The sequence below is a fragment of the Qipengyuania sp. NPDC077563 genome, from assembly GCF_044901345.1.
Classification (GTDB): domain Bacteria; phylum Pseudomonadota; class Alphaproteobacteria; order Sphingomonadales; family Sphingomonadaceae; genus Qipengyuania; species Qipengyuania aestuarii.
Map to the genome: position 1 here is coordinate 498,316 of NZ_JBJDPC010000002.1, position 12,611 is coordinate 510,926.

The 12,611-nt window shown below is 59.3% G+C and carries 15 protein-coding genes; 6 read left to right on the plus strand and 9 right to left on the minus strand.

Translation table 11 applies throughout. The features are described from left to right. Positions 1 to 6 precede the first annotated feature (6 nt). From ftsY to ACI2I1_RS08400, 4 genes are read right to left on the minus strand one after another with little or no spacing between them, the layout of a single operon-like run. Positions 7 to 930, minus strand: coding sequence for a signal recognition particle-docking protein FtsY (ftsY, locus tag ACI2I1_RS08385; RefSeq protein WP_404678746.1), 924 nt, complete (start codon positions 928 to 930; stop codon positions 7 to 9). Next, positions 927 to 2,114: a MiaB/RimO family radical SAM methylthiotransferase gene (locus ACI2I1_RS08390; protein WP_404678747.1), complete on the minus strand. Its 1,188-nt coding sequence runs from the start codon at positions 2,112 to 2,114 to the stop codon at positions 927 to 929. Before ACI2I1_RS08390 ends, ftsY begins: the two co-directional genes overlap by 4 nt. Beyond that, entirely contained in the window at positions 2,111 to 2,920 is an 810-nt protein-coding gene (gene dapF, locus ACI2I1_RS08395; RefSeq protein WP_404679156.1) for a diaminopimelate epimerase, read from the minus strand. The genes ACI2I1_RS08390 and dapF overlap by 4 nt, the downstream gene beginning before the upstream one ends. Before the next feature lie 41 nt (positions 2,921 to 2,961). After that, the gene (locus ACI2I1_RS08400; RefSeq protein WP_404678748.1) at positions 2,962 to 4,653 is read right to left on the minus strand and encodes a putative bifunctional diguanylate cyclase/phosphodiesterase; all 1,692 of its coding nucleotides are present in this window, start codon (positions 4,651 to 4,653) and stop codon (positions 2,962 to 2,964) included. A gap of 145 nt (positions 4,654 to 4,798) precedes the next feature. Here ACI2I1_RS08400 and ACI2I1_RS08405 point away from each other — a divergent pair, with 145 nt between their 5' ends. Together ACI2I1_RS08405 and ACI2I1_RS08410 are read left to right on the plus strand one after the other, a co-directional pair. Beyond that, entirely contained in the window at positions 4,799 to 5,209 is a 411-nt protein-coding gene (locus ACI2I1_RS08405) for an EVE domain-containing protein (RefSeq protein WP_404678749.1), read from the plus strand. 116 nt (positions 5,210 to 5,325) lie between these two features. Then, positions 5,326 to 5,508 carry a CsbD family protein gene (locus tag ACI2I1_RS08410; protein ID WP_221541844.1) on the plus strand — a complete coding sequence of 61 codons (183 nt, stop codon included), beginning with the start codon at positions 5,326 to 5,328 and terminating at the stop codon, positions 5,506 to 5,508. Between the two features lie 66 nt (positions 5,509 to 5,574). On the opposite strand, the gene ACI2I1_RS08415 is transcribed toward ACI2I1_RS08410, so the two are convergent. Next, a complete protein-coding gene (locus tag ACI2I1_RS08415; protein WP_404678750.1) occupies positions 5,575 to 7,242 on the minus strand; it encodes a thiamine pyrophosphate-binding protein in 1,668 nt (555 codons plus the stop codon). Positions 7,243 to 7,436: 194 nt separating this feature from the next. On the opposite strand from ACI2I1_RS08415, the gene ACI2I1_RS08420 reads away from it, so the two are divergent. Next, positions 7,437 to 7,586, plus strand: a complete 150-nt coding sequence (locus ACI2I1_RS08420; RefSeq protein ID WP_221541842.1) for a hypothetical protein — start codon at positions 7,437 to 7,439, stop codon at positions 7,584 to 7,586. On the opposite strand, the gene ACI2I1_RS08425 is transcribed toward ACI2I1_RS08420, so the two are convergent. After that, a complete protein-coding gene (locus tag ACI2I1_RS08425; RefSeq protein ID WP_404678751.1) occupies positions 7,583 to 8,932 on the minus strand; it encodes an MFS transporter in 1,350 nt (449 codons plus the stop codon). The two genes, ACI2I1_RS08420 and ACI2I1_RS08425, sit on opposite strands and share 4 nt — an antisense overlap. Before the next feature lie 115 nt (positions 8,933 to 9,047). Here ACI2I1_RS08425 and pgsA point away from each other — a divergent pair, with 115 nt between their 5' ends. After that, positions 9,048 to 9,641: a CDP-diacylglycerol--glycerol-3-phosphate 3-phosphatidyltransferase gene (pgsA, locus tag ACI2I1_RS08430; RefSeq protein ID WP_221541840.1), complete on the plus strand. Its 594-nt coding sequence runs from the start codon at positions 9,048 to 9,050 to the stop codon at positions 9,639 to 9,641. Positions 9,642 to 9,903: 262 nt separating this feature from the next. Here the strand turns inward: pgsA and ACI2I1_RS08435 are convergent, their stop codons facing one another. From ACI2I1_RS08435 to ACI2I1_RS08445, 3 genes are all read right to left on the minus strand, one after another. Further along, positions 9,904 to 10,284 carry a RidA family protein gene (locus ACI2I1_RS08435; protein WP_404678752.1) on the minus strand — a complete coding sequence of 127 codons (381 nt, stop codon included), beginning with the start codon at positions 10,282 to 10,284 and terminating at the stop codon, positions 9,904 to 9,906. Between the two features lie 118 nt (positions 10,285 to 10,402). Then, on the minus strand, positions 10,403 to 11,236 hold the full coding sequence (locus ACI2I1_RS08440) for an ATP-binding protein (protein ID WP_404678753.1): 834 nt from the start codon (positions 11,234 to 11,236) through the stop codon (positions 10,403 to 10,405). Positions 11,237 to 11,253: 17 nt separating this feature from the next. After that, positions 11,254 to 11,568, minus strand: coding sequence for a PAS domain-containing protein (locus ACI2I1_RS08445; protein WP_404678754.1), 315 nt, complete (start codon positions 11,566 to 11,568; stop codon positions 11,254 to 11,256). 56 nt (positions 11,569 to 11,624) lie between these two features. On the opposite strand from ACI2I1_RS08445, the gene ACI2I1_RS08450 reads away from it, so the two are divergent. Together ACI2I1_RS08450 and map are read left to right on the plus strand one after the other, a co-directional pair. Continuing rightward, the gene (locus ACI2I1_RS08450; RefSeq protein WP_404678755.1) at positions 11,625 to 11,834 is read left to right on the plus strand and encodes a ParD-like family protein; all 210 of its coding nucleotides are present in this window, start codon (positions 11,625 to 11,627) and stop codon (positions 11,832 to 11,834) included. Between the two features lies 1 nt (position 11,835). Continuing rightward, positions 11,836 to 12,597 carry a type I methionyl aminopeptidase gene (map, locus tag ACI2I1_RS08455; protein ID WP_404678756.1) on the plus strand — a complete coding sequence of 254 codons (762 nt, stop codon included), beginning with the start codon at positions 11,836 to 11,838 and terminating at the stop codon, positions 12,595 to 12,597. The last annotated feature ends 14 nt before the right edge of the window (positions 12,598 to 12,611 follow it).

The window sequence follows — 12,611 nt, forward strand, 5'->3', positions numbered from 1 at the left end:
CCGCTACTATGAGATCCCCGCGATGACGCGTGCGACGAGATCGGGATCGAACGGCCGCAGGTCATCGATCTTCTCGCCGACCCCAATGGCATGAATGGGCAGCCCGTATTTCTCCGCCGCCTGAACCAGCACGCCGCCTCGCGCGGTGCCATCAAGCTTGGTCATCACGAGGCCTGACACGCCCGCGACCTCCTTGAAGACATCGATTTGGGAGAGAGCGTTCTGGCCATTGGTCGCGTCGAGCACCAAAACTACATCGTGCGGTGCTTCCGGATTGAGGCGGCCTAGCACCTTTCGGATCTTGGCCAGCTCGTCCATCAGTTCGCGCTTGTTCTGCAAACGCCCCGCCGTATCGACGATAAGCACGTCGGTTCCGATCTCGGTGCCTTTCTTGACGGCATCGAACACGATGCTCGCCGGGTCTCCGCCTTCTGGCCCCCGCACAATGGGCACCCCGACGCGATCGGCCCAAGTCTGAAGCTGACCAATGGCGGCTGCGCGAAAGGTGTCTCCAGCGGCTAGCATGACATTGTAGTCATCCTCGACAAAGAGATGCGCAAGCTTGGCGATCGTGGTGGTCTTCCCGCTGCCGTTAACGCCGATGACCAAAAGTACTTGAGGCCGCGGAAAGGCAGTGATCTCCAGAGGCTTGGCAACGGGACGCAGAATCGCCGCGATTTCGTCTGCGACCGCCTCCTTCAATTCGTCGGCACTGATTTCCAGACCGAATCTTTTTTCTCTCAGTCGCTCGCGTATCCGAGCAGCAGCGCTTGGGCCGAGGTCCGACATGATCAAAGCATCCTCGACATCGTCGAGAGTTGCATCGTCGAGCTTTGCCTTGGAGACCGCCTCCGTGAGATTTTCGCTCAGGCGGTCGGATGTTTTCTTGAAGCCGCCGAACAGGCGCTCGGTCCAGCTAGGTTTGCTCATGACAGGAGATTGTCCTCGAGGGTCTTGGGCGTCACAGTGACAATAGAGCCGCGCGAAGCGCCTTGCGGCAGCATCACGCGAGCGAATTCAGGGGAATAGCCGGTGCCGTCTGCTTCCGCGAGCACTTCCAGCGGATTTCCCAAAAGAGATGGCAGCCATTTGCTTCGCTGCTTCGCGACTTGAGCGCGCAATTCTGCGGCACGTCGTTTTACCGAAAGCCGATCGACCTGCGGCATCCGCGCGGCAGGAGTGCCGGGACGGACGGAGTAGGGAAAGATATGTCCATGGACGATATCGAGATCACGGATGATCGAAAGATTGGCTTCGTGGTGATCTTCGCATTCGGTTGGAAACCCTGCAATTAGATCTGCACCGACGGCAACTTCGGGCCGCCGGGCTTTCAGGCGTCTGACGAGATCAAGTGCGTCGGCGCGGCTGTGCCGACGCTTCATTCGCTTGAGGATGAGATCGTGGCCATGCTGAAGGGACAGGTGGATATGCGGCATGATGCGACGCTCCCCCGCGAATAGCTCGAAAAGCTGATCATCTACCTCAATGCCATCGATGGACGACATTCTTATTCGGCGAAGTGCCGGGAAGGCATGCAGAACTGCTGTCACTAATGCGCCGAGTTTTGGACTACCCGGCAGATCGTGACCCCATGAAGTTACGTCCACCCCGGTCAGCACGACTTCGGCAGATCCTGCCTCAAGGTGCGTCTCTATCTCCTGCAAAACCTCGGCAATTGGAAGGGATCGGCTTTGGCCGCGACCTTGAGGAATGACACAAAAAGTGCACGCATGGTCGCAGCCGTTTTGAACCGCGACGAAAGCGCGGGTGTGAAGCGCTGCTACGGGGGGCGCTTTTGCCGGAACATTCCACGCACGCGGGTCGAGCTTTGCAGCGTTGGCGATCAGGCCGTCTACTTCGGGCATGGCGCCGAGCTGTTCACGTTCTATATCGGCCGCACACCCGGTTACCAGAAGCCTGGCCTCGGGGTTGGCCTTTCGTGCCTTGCGAATTGCTTGCCGCGTCTGGCGGACCGCCTCGCTTGTCACCGCACAGCTATTGACCACGACGAGGTTATCCTCCCCCGCCAACATGGTGCGAATGCGCTCGCTTTCGGAAAGATTGAGGCGGCAACCCAGTGAGACCACTTCCGGCACCTTTTGCGGCGCGTTCATGCGTAATCTTCCCATTCGAAGGTGCCGCGAAAGCTCTCGCTTGCAGGTCCTGTCATCCGTATTGAAGAACCCATCTGCCATTCGATCTGCAAATCACCGCCTGGTAGACCAACGGTTACTGAGCTGTCGACGAGTTTGCGGCGCATGGCGTGGACGGCTGTTGCGCAAGCCCCTGTGCCACAGGCGCGGGTTAGTCCGGCTCCCCGTTCCCACACACGCAGGCGGATACGACCAAGGCTTTCGACGGTAGCGACATTAACGTTGACCCGTTCGGGAAAAAGCGGGTCATTTTCAATTTCGGGACCAAGGCGATCAAGCGGAACAGCATCGCAATCATCTACAAATGAAATCACGTGGGGGTTGCCGACATTGACCGCGCCTGGCGTATCGAGCGGTCCCCACCGAACCGGCATGGAAAGAGTGTCCATCGGGTAGGCCAGCGGGATCGCATCCCATTCGAAGCGCGGCTGGCCCATATCCACGCTGGCGCCACCATCGGCTGGAGAGGCGATCAGAATGCCGGCTTGCGTTTCGATGCGGGCTTCCTCGCCGTGAATTAAGGCAACCGCCCGGGTTGCATTCCCGCAAGCGCCTACTTCGCCGCCATCGGAATTGAAGATCCGCATGCGGATATCCGCTTGGTCGCTCCTCTCGAGCAGCACCAGTTGGTCGCACCCTATTCCGGTTTGCCGATCGGCAAGTGCCGACGCCATCCGGTTCGTTACGGGCGGCAGAGCCTCTTGGCGCGCATCCAATACAACGAAGTCATTGCCGAGACCGTGCATCTTGATGAAGGGAATGCGCATGATTTTGCGCATCTAGGTGGTGGGATCGATTAGGTCCAGTCTCAGCCGGCACGTACGTCGCTATCGAGAATTTTTGACTCCGACCGATCATCTGCCTGCTCGGCTTCCCGCTCATCGAGCTGGGGCGACGAAATCGCCAGTCGATCGCACGCCCTTAACCGCTCCAATACTTGGCTGGCTGGCTCGGGGCGGCCATAGTGATAGCCCTGCCCCTTCATACTTCCCCATCTCTTCAGCATGGAAAGCACCTCGGCATTCTCGATGCCTTCGGCAGTAATTGGCAGTTTCAGTCCGTGGCCCATGGATATGATGGCGTCTACCATCTGGTCGCCGCCGTCTTTCGCTTTCAATTCTGCAATGAAGCTACGGTCGATCTTTAGACGATCGAACGGCAGGCTTCGAAGCTGAGAGATGCTCGCGTAGCCGGTGCCGAAATCGTCAAGGCTGATACGGACGCCCTGATTACGAAGCGACATGATCATTGATCGGACCATGCCGATATTCTCGTGCAGGCACGTTTCGGTGACCTCGATCTCCAACCGCTGGGCAGGAAAGCGATGCGCTAGCAGAAGCTTCAATATTTTTTGGGCAAACCAGGGATCACGCATTTGCACCGGAGAAATATTGACCGACAGCGAGATTGACGAATGCCATTTTTTCGCATCCTCGAATGCCGCCACGATAAGCCGTTCGGATATGATCGAGATTAGGCCGATTTCTTCGGCAATCGGAATAAAGATGTCGGGACCTATCAGCCCCATCTCCGGGGATTCCCACCTTGCCAGCATTTCGAATCCGACAATCTCGCCTGTATCGAGATCGATTTGCTGCTCGTAATAAGGAACGAATTCGCCGTTTTGAACGCCGCGCCGGATCCCAGCCTCAAGTTCATTACGGAAATGAAGGTCGTTCTCCATCACTCCTTCGAACCAGCAATAGCGGTTCTTGCCATGTTTTTTGGCGTGGTACATCGCTATGTCGGCTTTATGCATCAGGCTCTGTGCCCGCGCATCGATATCTTCTTCCGCCGCCTGACGCGATGTAACCACGCCGATCGAGACAGAAATCTCGATAGCGATATCCTTGTGAAGGACCGGACGCGCGACCACTTCGACCATGCGACCGAGAATTGGATTGAGGAAGGCTTCTGCCAATCCGAAAAAAGGAACCGCGCAGATGAATTCGTCTCCGCCAAGCCGGGCAATATAAGATCCCGTAGGTAGTAGACCAGCAATTCGCGCCGATACTTCACGAAGAACTTTGTCTCCAGCGGCATGACCGTTGAGATCGTTCACCTGTTTGAAATTATCGATGTCGATAGCGATCGTCGCCAGATCCTGATCGCATGAGCTGTGCTCGAGCCAGCTTTCCATTTTGCGGACAAAACTGCGGCGGTTGAGGCAGGCTGTCAAATCGTCCATCTCGGCCTGACGCCGTGCCTCTTCTTCCGATTTGCGCCGCAGCTCGAGTTCGGCAGACAACGCCTTGTGCCGGTTCCAGCTTAGAAGGATCAGAGCTGTGCTCAGCAACAGCGCGTTTGTCAGTAGAAATTCTGGTCCAGTTGGCTGGACGTGCCCAGACCTGACAATTTCCGGAATCACCGCCCCGGCGGAAACGACAAAGATAACAATCGCGGAAAGCGTAATCAGCAACGAGACAAGCGCACCGCCGCCACTAGAGGTAGCGAACTCTCGCGCCTCTTTTCCGTGGTCAGTATTGAAATGCTGCGACAAAATGATCCCCGATAAGCCAGTAGTGCCGTGATAGGCTCGTGCTGCCTAAAAACCGGTTAATCCGTTCGCATCCCCGCTCGAGGTGGAAAAGCCCTGCGTGTCTCGCTAGGCGTCGAAACAGATCGCAATCACGAGAGAAAATCACATGGCGCGTTATTGGCTAATGAAGTCGGAGCCTTTCAAATACAGTTGGGACGATCTCGTCGCTGAGAAAGAGGGAACCTGGGACGGCGTTCGGAACCACCGTGCCAAGAATAACCTCGCAGCGATGGAAGTTGGAGATCAGGCTTTCTTCTACCATTCCCGCGAGGGATTGGAGATTGTCGGCATCTGTGAAGTTAGTGTGTCCGGTATTACGGACCCGACCGATCCCGAAGGCAAATGGGCGGCGGTCAAGATCGTCCCGAAAACCAAGCTCCCTCATCCAGTTTCCCTGAAGCAGATCAAGGCAGAGCCACAGCTTGAGGACTGCGAACTGGTGAAGCTATCGAGGCTCTCCGTCGCAGAAATAAAGCCTGATGAATGGTCGATCATCCTCGAAATGGCCGGTATATAAACTTTGTCGCTCCAAGTAATCGCTTGGCCGCAAGTTTAGGAACTCACACTCGCCCGTTACAGTTGAATTGTTGTGAAGCGCATCTTTGCAGATGGGCAAAATAATGGAGACGATAAATGGGCGAACTGAGCGAAAAGGCCAAAGGTAATGCCAACGAAGCTTCCGGCAATGTGAAGCAGGCTGTAGCCGACGCGACCAACAATCCGAAACTTGATCGCGAAGGCAAGCAGCAAGAAGCCAAAGGCGAAGCCCAGCAATTCAAGGGCGAAGTCGAAGGCAAACTGGGCAACGACATCTGACCCAGCGTTCTAGAATATCAGCGAAAAAGGCCGTCTCTCACTGTAGAGGCGGCCTTTCTTGCGTTTTCAACTACCTCGCAATCCGCTCACCGTGGCGCCGCTTGCCGCGAGTTGTTCGATATCGATCTTGCAATGGATCAGGCGAAGTCCTGCGAGCCCTTGGGCCTCCACCAGCGCATCCTTGAATTCGTCGGTCGTTCCAACTGTCGCTGACCAGGCGCCGTAGGCTGATGCCAGCGCGGCAAAATCGGGGTTGAGCAGTCTGGTTCCGCTGATCCGTTCCTCACCGGGGAATTCGCGTTCCTGATGCATGCGGATGGTCCCATAGGCGGCGTTATCGATCACGAGCACGAGCATGTTGGCGTCGTGCTGAACTGCAGTCGCCAGCTCCTGTCCGTTCATCAAGAAATCACCGTCACCGGCGACTGCGACGACCGTCCTCTGCGGATAACGCAATGCTGCTGCGACGGCTGCCGGAACGCCATACCCCATGGCGCCGCACGTTGGCGCGAGCTGGGTCGGATAACCGTCATACCGCCAGTACCGGTGCCACCAGCCGGCGAAGTTTCCCGCACCGTTGCAGATGATCGCGTCTGCCGGCAGGGTGTCGCGCATGAACTGGACGCACTGGCCCATGTCGAGCGGATGGTCTGTCGGGTGCGCGGTCGCCCATTCTTCCCATTCAGCGTGAGCCTGGGCGCCAGCATCGAAATCGATCGGGTCGCTGTCGTCCCACAGGGCCGCGCTCTCGGCAAACTCCGCCATATCGGAACAGATCGCGAGATCGGCCGGGTAAACGCTGTTGAGCTCACCGGCATCGGGATGAACGTGGATCAGGTTGCGATCTTCCGCGACGAGCGGGGGAACGGTGTAACCATCGGTCGTCGCTTCGCCGAGCCTTGCGCCGACGGCGAGAACCAGATCCGCCTCCTTGACCCGCGCGACAAGCTTTGGATTGGGGCCATAGCCTAGGTTGCCTGCGTAAACGCGGCTCGACGGCGAAATGGCGTCCTGTCTGCGGAACGCCGTGGCGACAGGGATGCCCAGCCGTTCGGCGAACAGCTGGAAGTATTCACGTGCCTTGGAGTTCCAGCCTGCGCCCCCGACGACAGCGACCGGAGATGCCGCATCGGCGATCATCGCCATCATCGCCTGCATGGCATCGGGGCAGGGCGCCTGGGCGGGCCGTTCCACGCGGGCTCTTGGCCGGGCATCGGTATCCCGCCCGAGCATGTCTTCGGGCAAAGCCAGCACCACGGGTCCCGGCCTTCCCGAGATTGCCGTGGCATAGGCGCGGGCGACATATTCGGGAATGCGATCGGCGCTGTCGATGCGCGCGGCCCATTTCGCGATCGGTCCGAAGAAGGCAGCGAAATCCACCTCCTGGAACCCTTCGCGATCCCGCATCTCGCTATCCACGTCGCCGACGAACAGGATCATCGGCTGCGAATCCTGCATGGCGACATGAACGCCGATGCTGGCGTTCGTGGCGCCGGGGCCGCGGGTCACGAAGGCCACGCCCGGCCGCTGGGTCATCGCGCCATCGGCGCAGGCCATCATCGCGACGCCGCCTTCCTGTCGGCAGGTTACGAGATCGATCATGTCCTGCTGTCCTAATGCATCCAGCACTTGAAGGAAGCTTTCGCCCGGGACGGTGAAGATACGCTCGCACCCCTGCTCGATCAGGCAATCGACGAGGAGCTTCGCGGCGGCAGGAGTAGGGCGCTTGGTCATGCACCTGCGGTTAGCCGCGCCGCGCCTGCCGTGCAATCGCCCGCCTGGCAATCTCCGTTCAAGATAGCGGGAGAAGTGGGCTGTCCCGTTTTGGGAACGCCCGATTTCGCCGGGAAACCTATGGTTAAAAAACCGTTAAAGCCGATGTTATGAGACGCGCCCTTGTCCTCACGAGTGAAGGTGCCCGGCATTGGATGCGGGCCCAGATTCCTCATCGCCGGGCGTTCTTCGCCGACATGCCGACACCCGCAAGCTTCGACTGGAAGCTTACCGCGAGCGACGTTCGCGGTGTCGCGACGACCTACTTCGCCACGCTGGTGGCGGTGCTCGCCTTCCTGATCTAGCCCGCGGCGGCGGCAGTTGCCGCAGCTTCCCGCTCTGCCAGCAGCAGCTTGCGCCCCAGCCATGCCGAAAAGAGGCACATGGCGGCGCTGATGAGCACCTGCTCCACGATCGGAACCCCGGCTGCGCTCATGGCCATCGCCAGCAGCGATCCGCCGACCATGGCTCCCGAGTTGACGATGTTGTTCGCCGCGATCGTGCGCGATGCCTTTTCGGGCGAGGCGCGCGTGGTCAGAAACGCATAGAGCGGCACCACGAACATCCCGCCCGCGATTGCCACGCCCAGCAGGCACAGCAGGATCAGGCTGGCCATGGGCCAGGCGAGAAACCCGCCGACGTTCAGCAATTGCGTGGGCTGGTCGGTTTCCCACACCTTGCACACGGCATAGAAGGCCACGACGAAAGCTCCCATCGCGATCACCGATTGCGGTGCATAGCGCGCCGAAACCTCGCCCTTGAGGAGAGCCCCCACGGCGACCGAACCGATTGCCACGCCGATCGAGAAGACGACGAGGAACAGGCTGGCCACTTCCTTGCTGGCCATCAGCACGTTCTTGGCGAGCGGAGGGAACTGGATGAACAGCACCGCCCCGATGGTCCAGAAGAAGCTGATGGCGAGAATGGCATAGTAGATCTCGCGATTGTGCATCGTTTCGCGGATCAGCCGGTTCGATGCGCGCAGAATGTGCCAGTCCAGCGCCTCGACCTCGCCCTGGGCCGGGGCAGGGGGCACCTGCCGGCTGACGAGATAGCCTGCGATCGAGGTGATGATGATGCCGATCGCGGCCACTTCGACCGGGATCCACCCGGCGAGGATCGTACCAGCGAGAATGGCGATATAGGTACCCGCTTCGACCAGCCCCGTGCCGGCGAGGACTTCCTCGCGTTTGAGATGCTGGGGCAGGATGGCGTATTTGATCGGCCCGAGGAAGGTCGACTGAATCCCGGTCATGAAAAGCGCCAGCAGCATCAGGATGATGGGGAAGGTCGTCTGGATGCCGAACAGGTTCACCGGCAGATCGTAGCCGCGCCAGGCGAGATAGAGGCCGCTCGCCCCGATCAGCATGAGCAGGATTTCGAAGGCCTTGACCCGGCGGATGATCACCGCCTTGTCGCGCATGTCCGCCAGTTGTCCCGCCAGCGCCGACAGGACGAAGAAGGGCAGGATGAACAGGCCCGATGCGACGGCGGAGAACATGCCTTCCGCTTCTTCCGATTCGTAGATCTGATAGACCACGAACAGGACCATGGCGGTCTTGTAGAGATTGTCGTTGAAGGCATTGAACAGCTGGGTCACGAACAGCGGCAAGAACCGCCGGGACCGCAGCAAATGTGTGCTTGTGAACATGAACCCCCGGGAAGAACCCTTCCGTTTGGCTGCCCTTCGTAGAGACATCGCCGCAGCGGACAAGCCTGCATTGTTTCTTTTGCGGTAAGACGTTTGCCGTTAGGGGAGGGCCCCGATGCTGAACTTGCCCAACATTCTCACCCTGTCGCGCATCGTCGCGATTCCCCTGCTGGCCTTCCTGCTGTGGTGGCCGGGCTGGGCAAGCGGCTATCTGATGGCCTTTGCGCTGTACTGCGCCATGGGCATCACCGACTATTTCGACGGCTATCTGGCCCGCACCAGCGGCACGGTCTCCAAGCTCGGCATCTTCCTCGATCCGATCGCGGACAAGATCATGGTCGCGGCGGTGATCCTCGTGCTCGCGGCACAGGGCGTGCTGCGCGGGCCCTATGTCGGCGATGCGCATGTCATCGCCGGGCTGATCATCCTCATGCGCGAGATCGCGGTGTCGGGCCTGCGCGAATTCCTTGGCGGCCTGCAGGTGTCCGTGCCGGTCAGCCGGCTGGCGAAATGGAAGACCACCTTCCAGCTGCTCGCGCTCGGCTCGCTGATCCTGGGCCAGGGCCTGCCCGGCTGGAACATGACGGTGGGCGCGGTCGAGGCGAATATCCCGCATACGGTGGGCCTGATCACGCTGTGGGCCGCAGCCGTGATGACGGTGGTGACCGGCTGGGATTACCTGCGAGTCGGCCTGAAGCACATGGACTGACCGTGTGACACCGACCGGGGGTTTTGCAAAAACTCCTCCTTTCCCGGTAAGCGCGGTTTTCTGCCGCTGACAGCGATTTTCAGCAGCATTGGCTGTCAACTTCCGCTTGCGCTGAAATTCGGCCGATCTGGTCCCGTCAGCAGCAAGGGAAATTTCCGTCGGGACGAGCTGGGCCAGCATGCTCTGAGGGCTGGCAGAAAACCGGCGTGTAGGAAAACGGGTTCTGCGGCGGCGATGGAGGCGCCCGGGAACCGCGCGTATTTCAATCCTTCATCGCGATGGCCTGAACTTTCACTTTCGCGCCAAAGGGAAGGCGGGCCGCCTCGTAAATCGTGCGGGCCGGGGGATGGGTAAACAGCTCTGCGTAAAGCGCGTTGACCTCGGGCAGGTCGTCGAGGTCCGCGAAGGCGAGGTTTACGTAGACGATTTCATCGGGGGCAAAGCCGGCTTCGCGAGCGATCGCAAACACCAGTTCGAATGCGCGGGCCGCTTCCTCACGCGCACTGCCTCGCCGGTAGCCGTCGTCATAAACCGCCAGTTGGCCGGAGATATGGCAAGTCTTGCCGACAACCACGGCGTTCGAGATGGGCGACGGTGATTTCGGCACACCGGGCACATCGACAATATAGCGGCGCTTGGCCATTCGGCGGTTCCTTGTGATGATCGGCAAGGGCCGGACCCGATTGATACCACTCCGTCTTTCGGTGAGGGCTGGCCACTTTCCGGATTTCGAGAGGCCAGAGCCCTTGGCCGCAAAAGGATCAGCGCGCGGGTATGCGGACCACCATGCAGCAGCCGGGTTCTTCCCGGTCGTGTATCTCCATGTAGCCATCGTGCAGATTGGCGATGCGCTGGCAGATCGTCAGGCCGAGGCCCAGGCCCTCTGCGCTTCCATCCCTGAAGAACTGCGTGAAGACCATGTCTTTTTTCTCGTCGGGAATGCCTTTGCCGTTGTCACCGACATAGAAGACATGCTCGCCATTGTCCTCCTTGTGGTGGATCGTGACGACAAGACGGTCACTGCCTGCGTGCTTGATCGAATTTTCGATGAGGTTCTGGAAGAGCTGGCGAAGCAGGCTGGGCGCAATGGTTGCGGAGGGAAGGCGGGTTACATTGAGCCTCATGTCGGCGGCTTCGATCGCGGCCGAAAGATTGAACCGCACTTCCTCAAGCAGGATGTTCAGATCGTATTTCTGGAAATCGAGGCTTTCTTTCTCGTCCGCCGCCGCTTTCAGCAGCGATCCGATATAGCCGGACAATCCGGTGGCGCTTTCCTTCAGCGCACCCATCACCATGGAAGCCCGATCGCTGAGCGTCGAGGCCTTGTCCCGCTGAAGGATATTCAAGCCGCTGATGATGCTGGCGATCGGATTCTTGAGATCGTGGGCAATCGAGTGCGAATAGACCTTCAACTGGGCATTCAATTTGACGACGCGCTTCTCTCGCGCTGCCAATGCGGTGATATTGGTCGCAATGCAGACCAGACGCTTTTCACCGGACGCTGTTTCGAAGGCGAGCTTGCGGGTAAGCAGCGTGTGGCGGTCCGCCTTCCAGTCGGTGATTTCTTCAACCAGTTCCGAATGACCTTCGCGCATGGCGCGCCGGTCCTCGCTCAGGAACAGTTCGGCCTCGTCTTGGGGAAACTCTCGATCGTGGTCGTCCCGATGATCGAGTCGCGCTGGTCTGGCGCATAGAGAGCCAGAAAAGCCCGGTTTGCGTAGACGATACGGCTGTTTTCGTCCTTGATAAAGATCATGGATGGCCCTTGATCCAGGATAAAGTCGAGCATTCCTTCATCATCTGGAAGAGAAGGTAAGGACCCGTCTTTAAGGTATGAAAATGGCATTCGAACTCTCCCTGGCTGCCGGGCTGTAACAGAGGTTACGGGGGATAGGAACGTCCTGAGGAATATCAGCCTGATTGACATTTCCGAAATATGAAACGTATATAAAACATATACTATCCATATAGTCAGGAATTGCCATGGGCCTCGTCAAAATCAATGAAGAGCTGCACGAGCAGGTGCGGGCCGCCAGTGCGGTGATGTGCCGGTCGATCAATGCGCAGGCCGAGTTCTGGATGAAGATCGGGCGGTTGGCAGAAGCCAATCCCACGCTGTCGTTCAACGAGATCGTCTCGCAGCAGCTTGCGCTGGCGAGCGAGGATGAAGGCGCGGTGCGGGAGGCGGCCTGACATGGTCAAGACGCCGGACGAAATCGCGCTGATGCGCGCCTCCGGGCGGTTGCTGGCATCGGTGTTCGAAATGCTCGACGGGCTGGGCCTGGAGGGCATGTCGACCATGCAGATCAACGATCTGGTCGAACGGTTCATTCGCGAGGATTTACAGTCGCGGCCCGCCAGCAAGGGGCAGTACGGCTTTGCCTATGTGCTCAACTGCTCGATCAATGAGAAGGTCTGCCACGGCGTCCCTTCAGCGAGCAGGTTCGTGCAGGACGGAGACATCATCAATCTCGACATCACGCTGGAAAAGGACGGTTTCATCGCCGATTCCAGCAAGACCTACACGGTCGGCAATGCCTCGTCGCAGGCCCGGCGGATCGTCAGGATCGCGCAGGAAGCTATGTGGGCGGGCATCCGGCAGGTCCGTCCGGGAGCGCATCTGGGCGATGTCGGATTCGCGATCGAAAAGCACGCCAAGAAGAACGGCTGTTCGGTGGTGCGCGAATATTGCGGCCACGGGATCGGGCGCGAAATGCACGAGGACCCGCAAGTGCTCAACCACGGAAAACCGGGGCGGGGCCTGCGCCTGCGCGAAGGCATGACCTTTACCATCGAGCCGATGGTCAATCTGGGCAGCGCGCGCACCAAGACGCTGGACGATGGCTGGACCGTGGTAACGAAGGACGGCAAACTGTCCGCCCAGTTCGAGCATACGGTGGCTGTGATGAGCGACGGGGTCGAAGTGCTGACCCTGCGGCAGGACGAGCGGGTCTAAGCTCTTCCGCGGCG

What these genes read in the sequence shown, in the direction of transcription:
- ftsY (WP_404678746.1), bottom strand. Translation starts at nt 930, where the DNA reads ATGAGCAAACCTAGCTGGACCGAGCGCCTGTTCGGCGGCTTCAAGAAA.
- ACI2I1_RS08390 (WP_404678747.1), bottom strand. Translation starts at nt 2,114, where the DNA reads ATGAACGCGCCGCAAAAGGTGCCGGAAGTGGTCTCACTGGGTTGCCGC.
- dapF (WP_404679156.1), bottom strand. Translation starts at nt 2,920, where the DNA reads ATGCGCATTCCCTTCATCAAGATGCACGGTCTCGGCAATGACTTCGTT.
- ACI2I1_RS08405 (WP_404678749.1), top strand. Translation starts at nt 4,799, where the DNA reads ATGGCGCGTTATTGGCTAATGAAGTCGGAGCCTTTCAAATACAGTTGG.
- ACI2I1_RS08410 (WP_221541844.1), top strand. Translation starts at nt 5,326, where the DNA reads ATGGGCGAACTGAGCGAAAAGGCCAAAGGTAATGCCAACGAAGCTTCC.
- ACI2I1_RS08415 (WP_404678750.1), bottom strand. Translation starts at nt 7,242, where the DNA reads ATGACCAAGCGCCCTACTCCTGCCGCCGCGAAGCTCCTCGTCGATTGC.
- ACI2I1_RS08420 (WP_221541842.1), top strand. Translation starts at nt 7,437, where the DNA reads ATGCGGGCCCAGATTCCTCATCGCCGGGCGTTCTTCGCCGACATGCCG.
- ACI2I1_RS08425 (WP_404678751.1), bottom strand. Translation starts at nt 8,932, where the DNA reads ATGTTCACAAGCACACATTTGCTGCGGTCCCGGCGGTTCTTGCCGCTG.
- pgsA (WP_221541840.1), top strand. Translation starts at nt 9,048, where the DNA reads ATGCTGAACTTGCCCAACATTCTCACCCTGTCGCGCATCGTCGCGATT.
- ACI2I1_RS08435 (WP_404678752.1), bottom strand. Translation starts at nt 10,284, where the DNA reads ATGGCCAAGCGCCGCTATATTGTCGATGTGCCCGGTGTGCCGAAATCA.
- ACI2I1_RS08440 (WP_404678753.1), bottom strand. Translation starts at nt 11,236, where the DNA reads ATGCGCGAAGGTCATTCGGAACTGGTTGAAGAAATCACCGACTGGAAG.
- ACI2I1_RS08445 (WP_404678754.1), bottom strand. Translation starts at nt 11,568, where the DNA reads ATGTCAATCAGGCTGATATTCCTCAGGACGTTCCTATCCCCCGTAACC.
- ACI2I1_RS08450 (WP_404678755.1), top strand. Translation starts at nt 11,625, where the DNA reads ATGGGCCTCGTCAAAATCAATGAAGAGCTGCACGAGCAGGTGCGGGCC.
- map (WP_404678756.1), top strand. Translation starts at nt 11,836, where the DNA reads ATGGTCAAGACGCCGGACGAAATCGCGCTGATGCGCGCCTCCGGGCGG.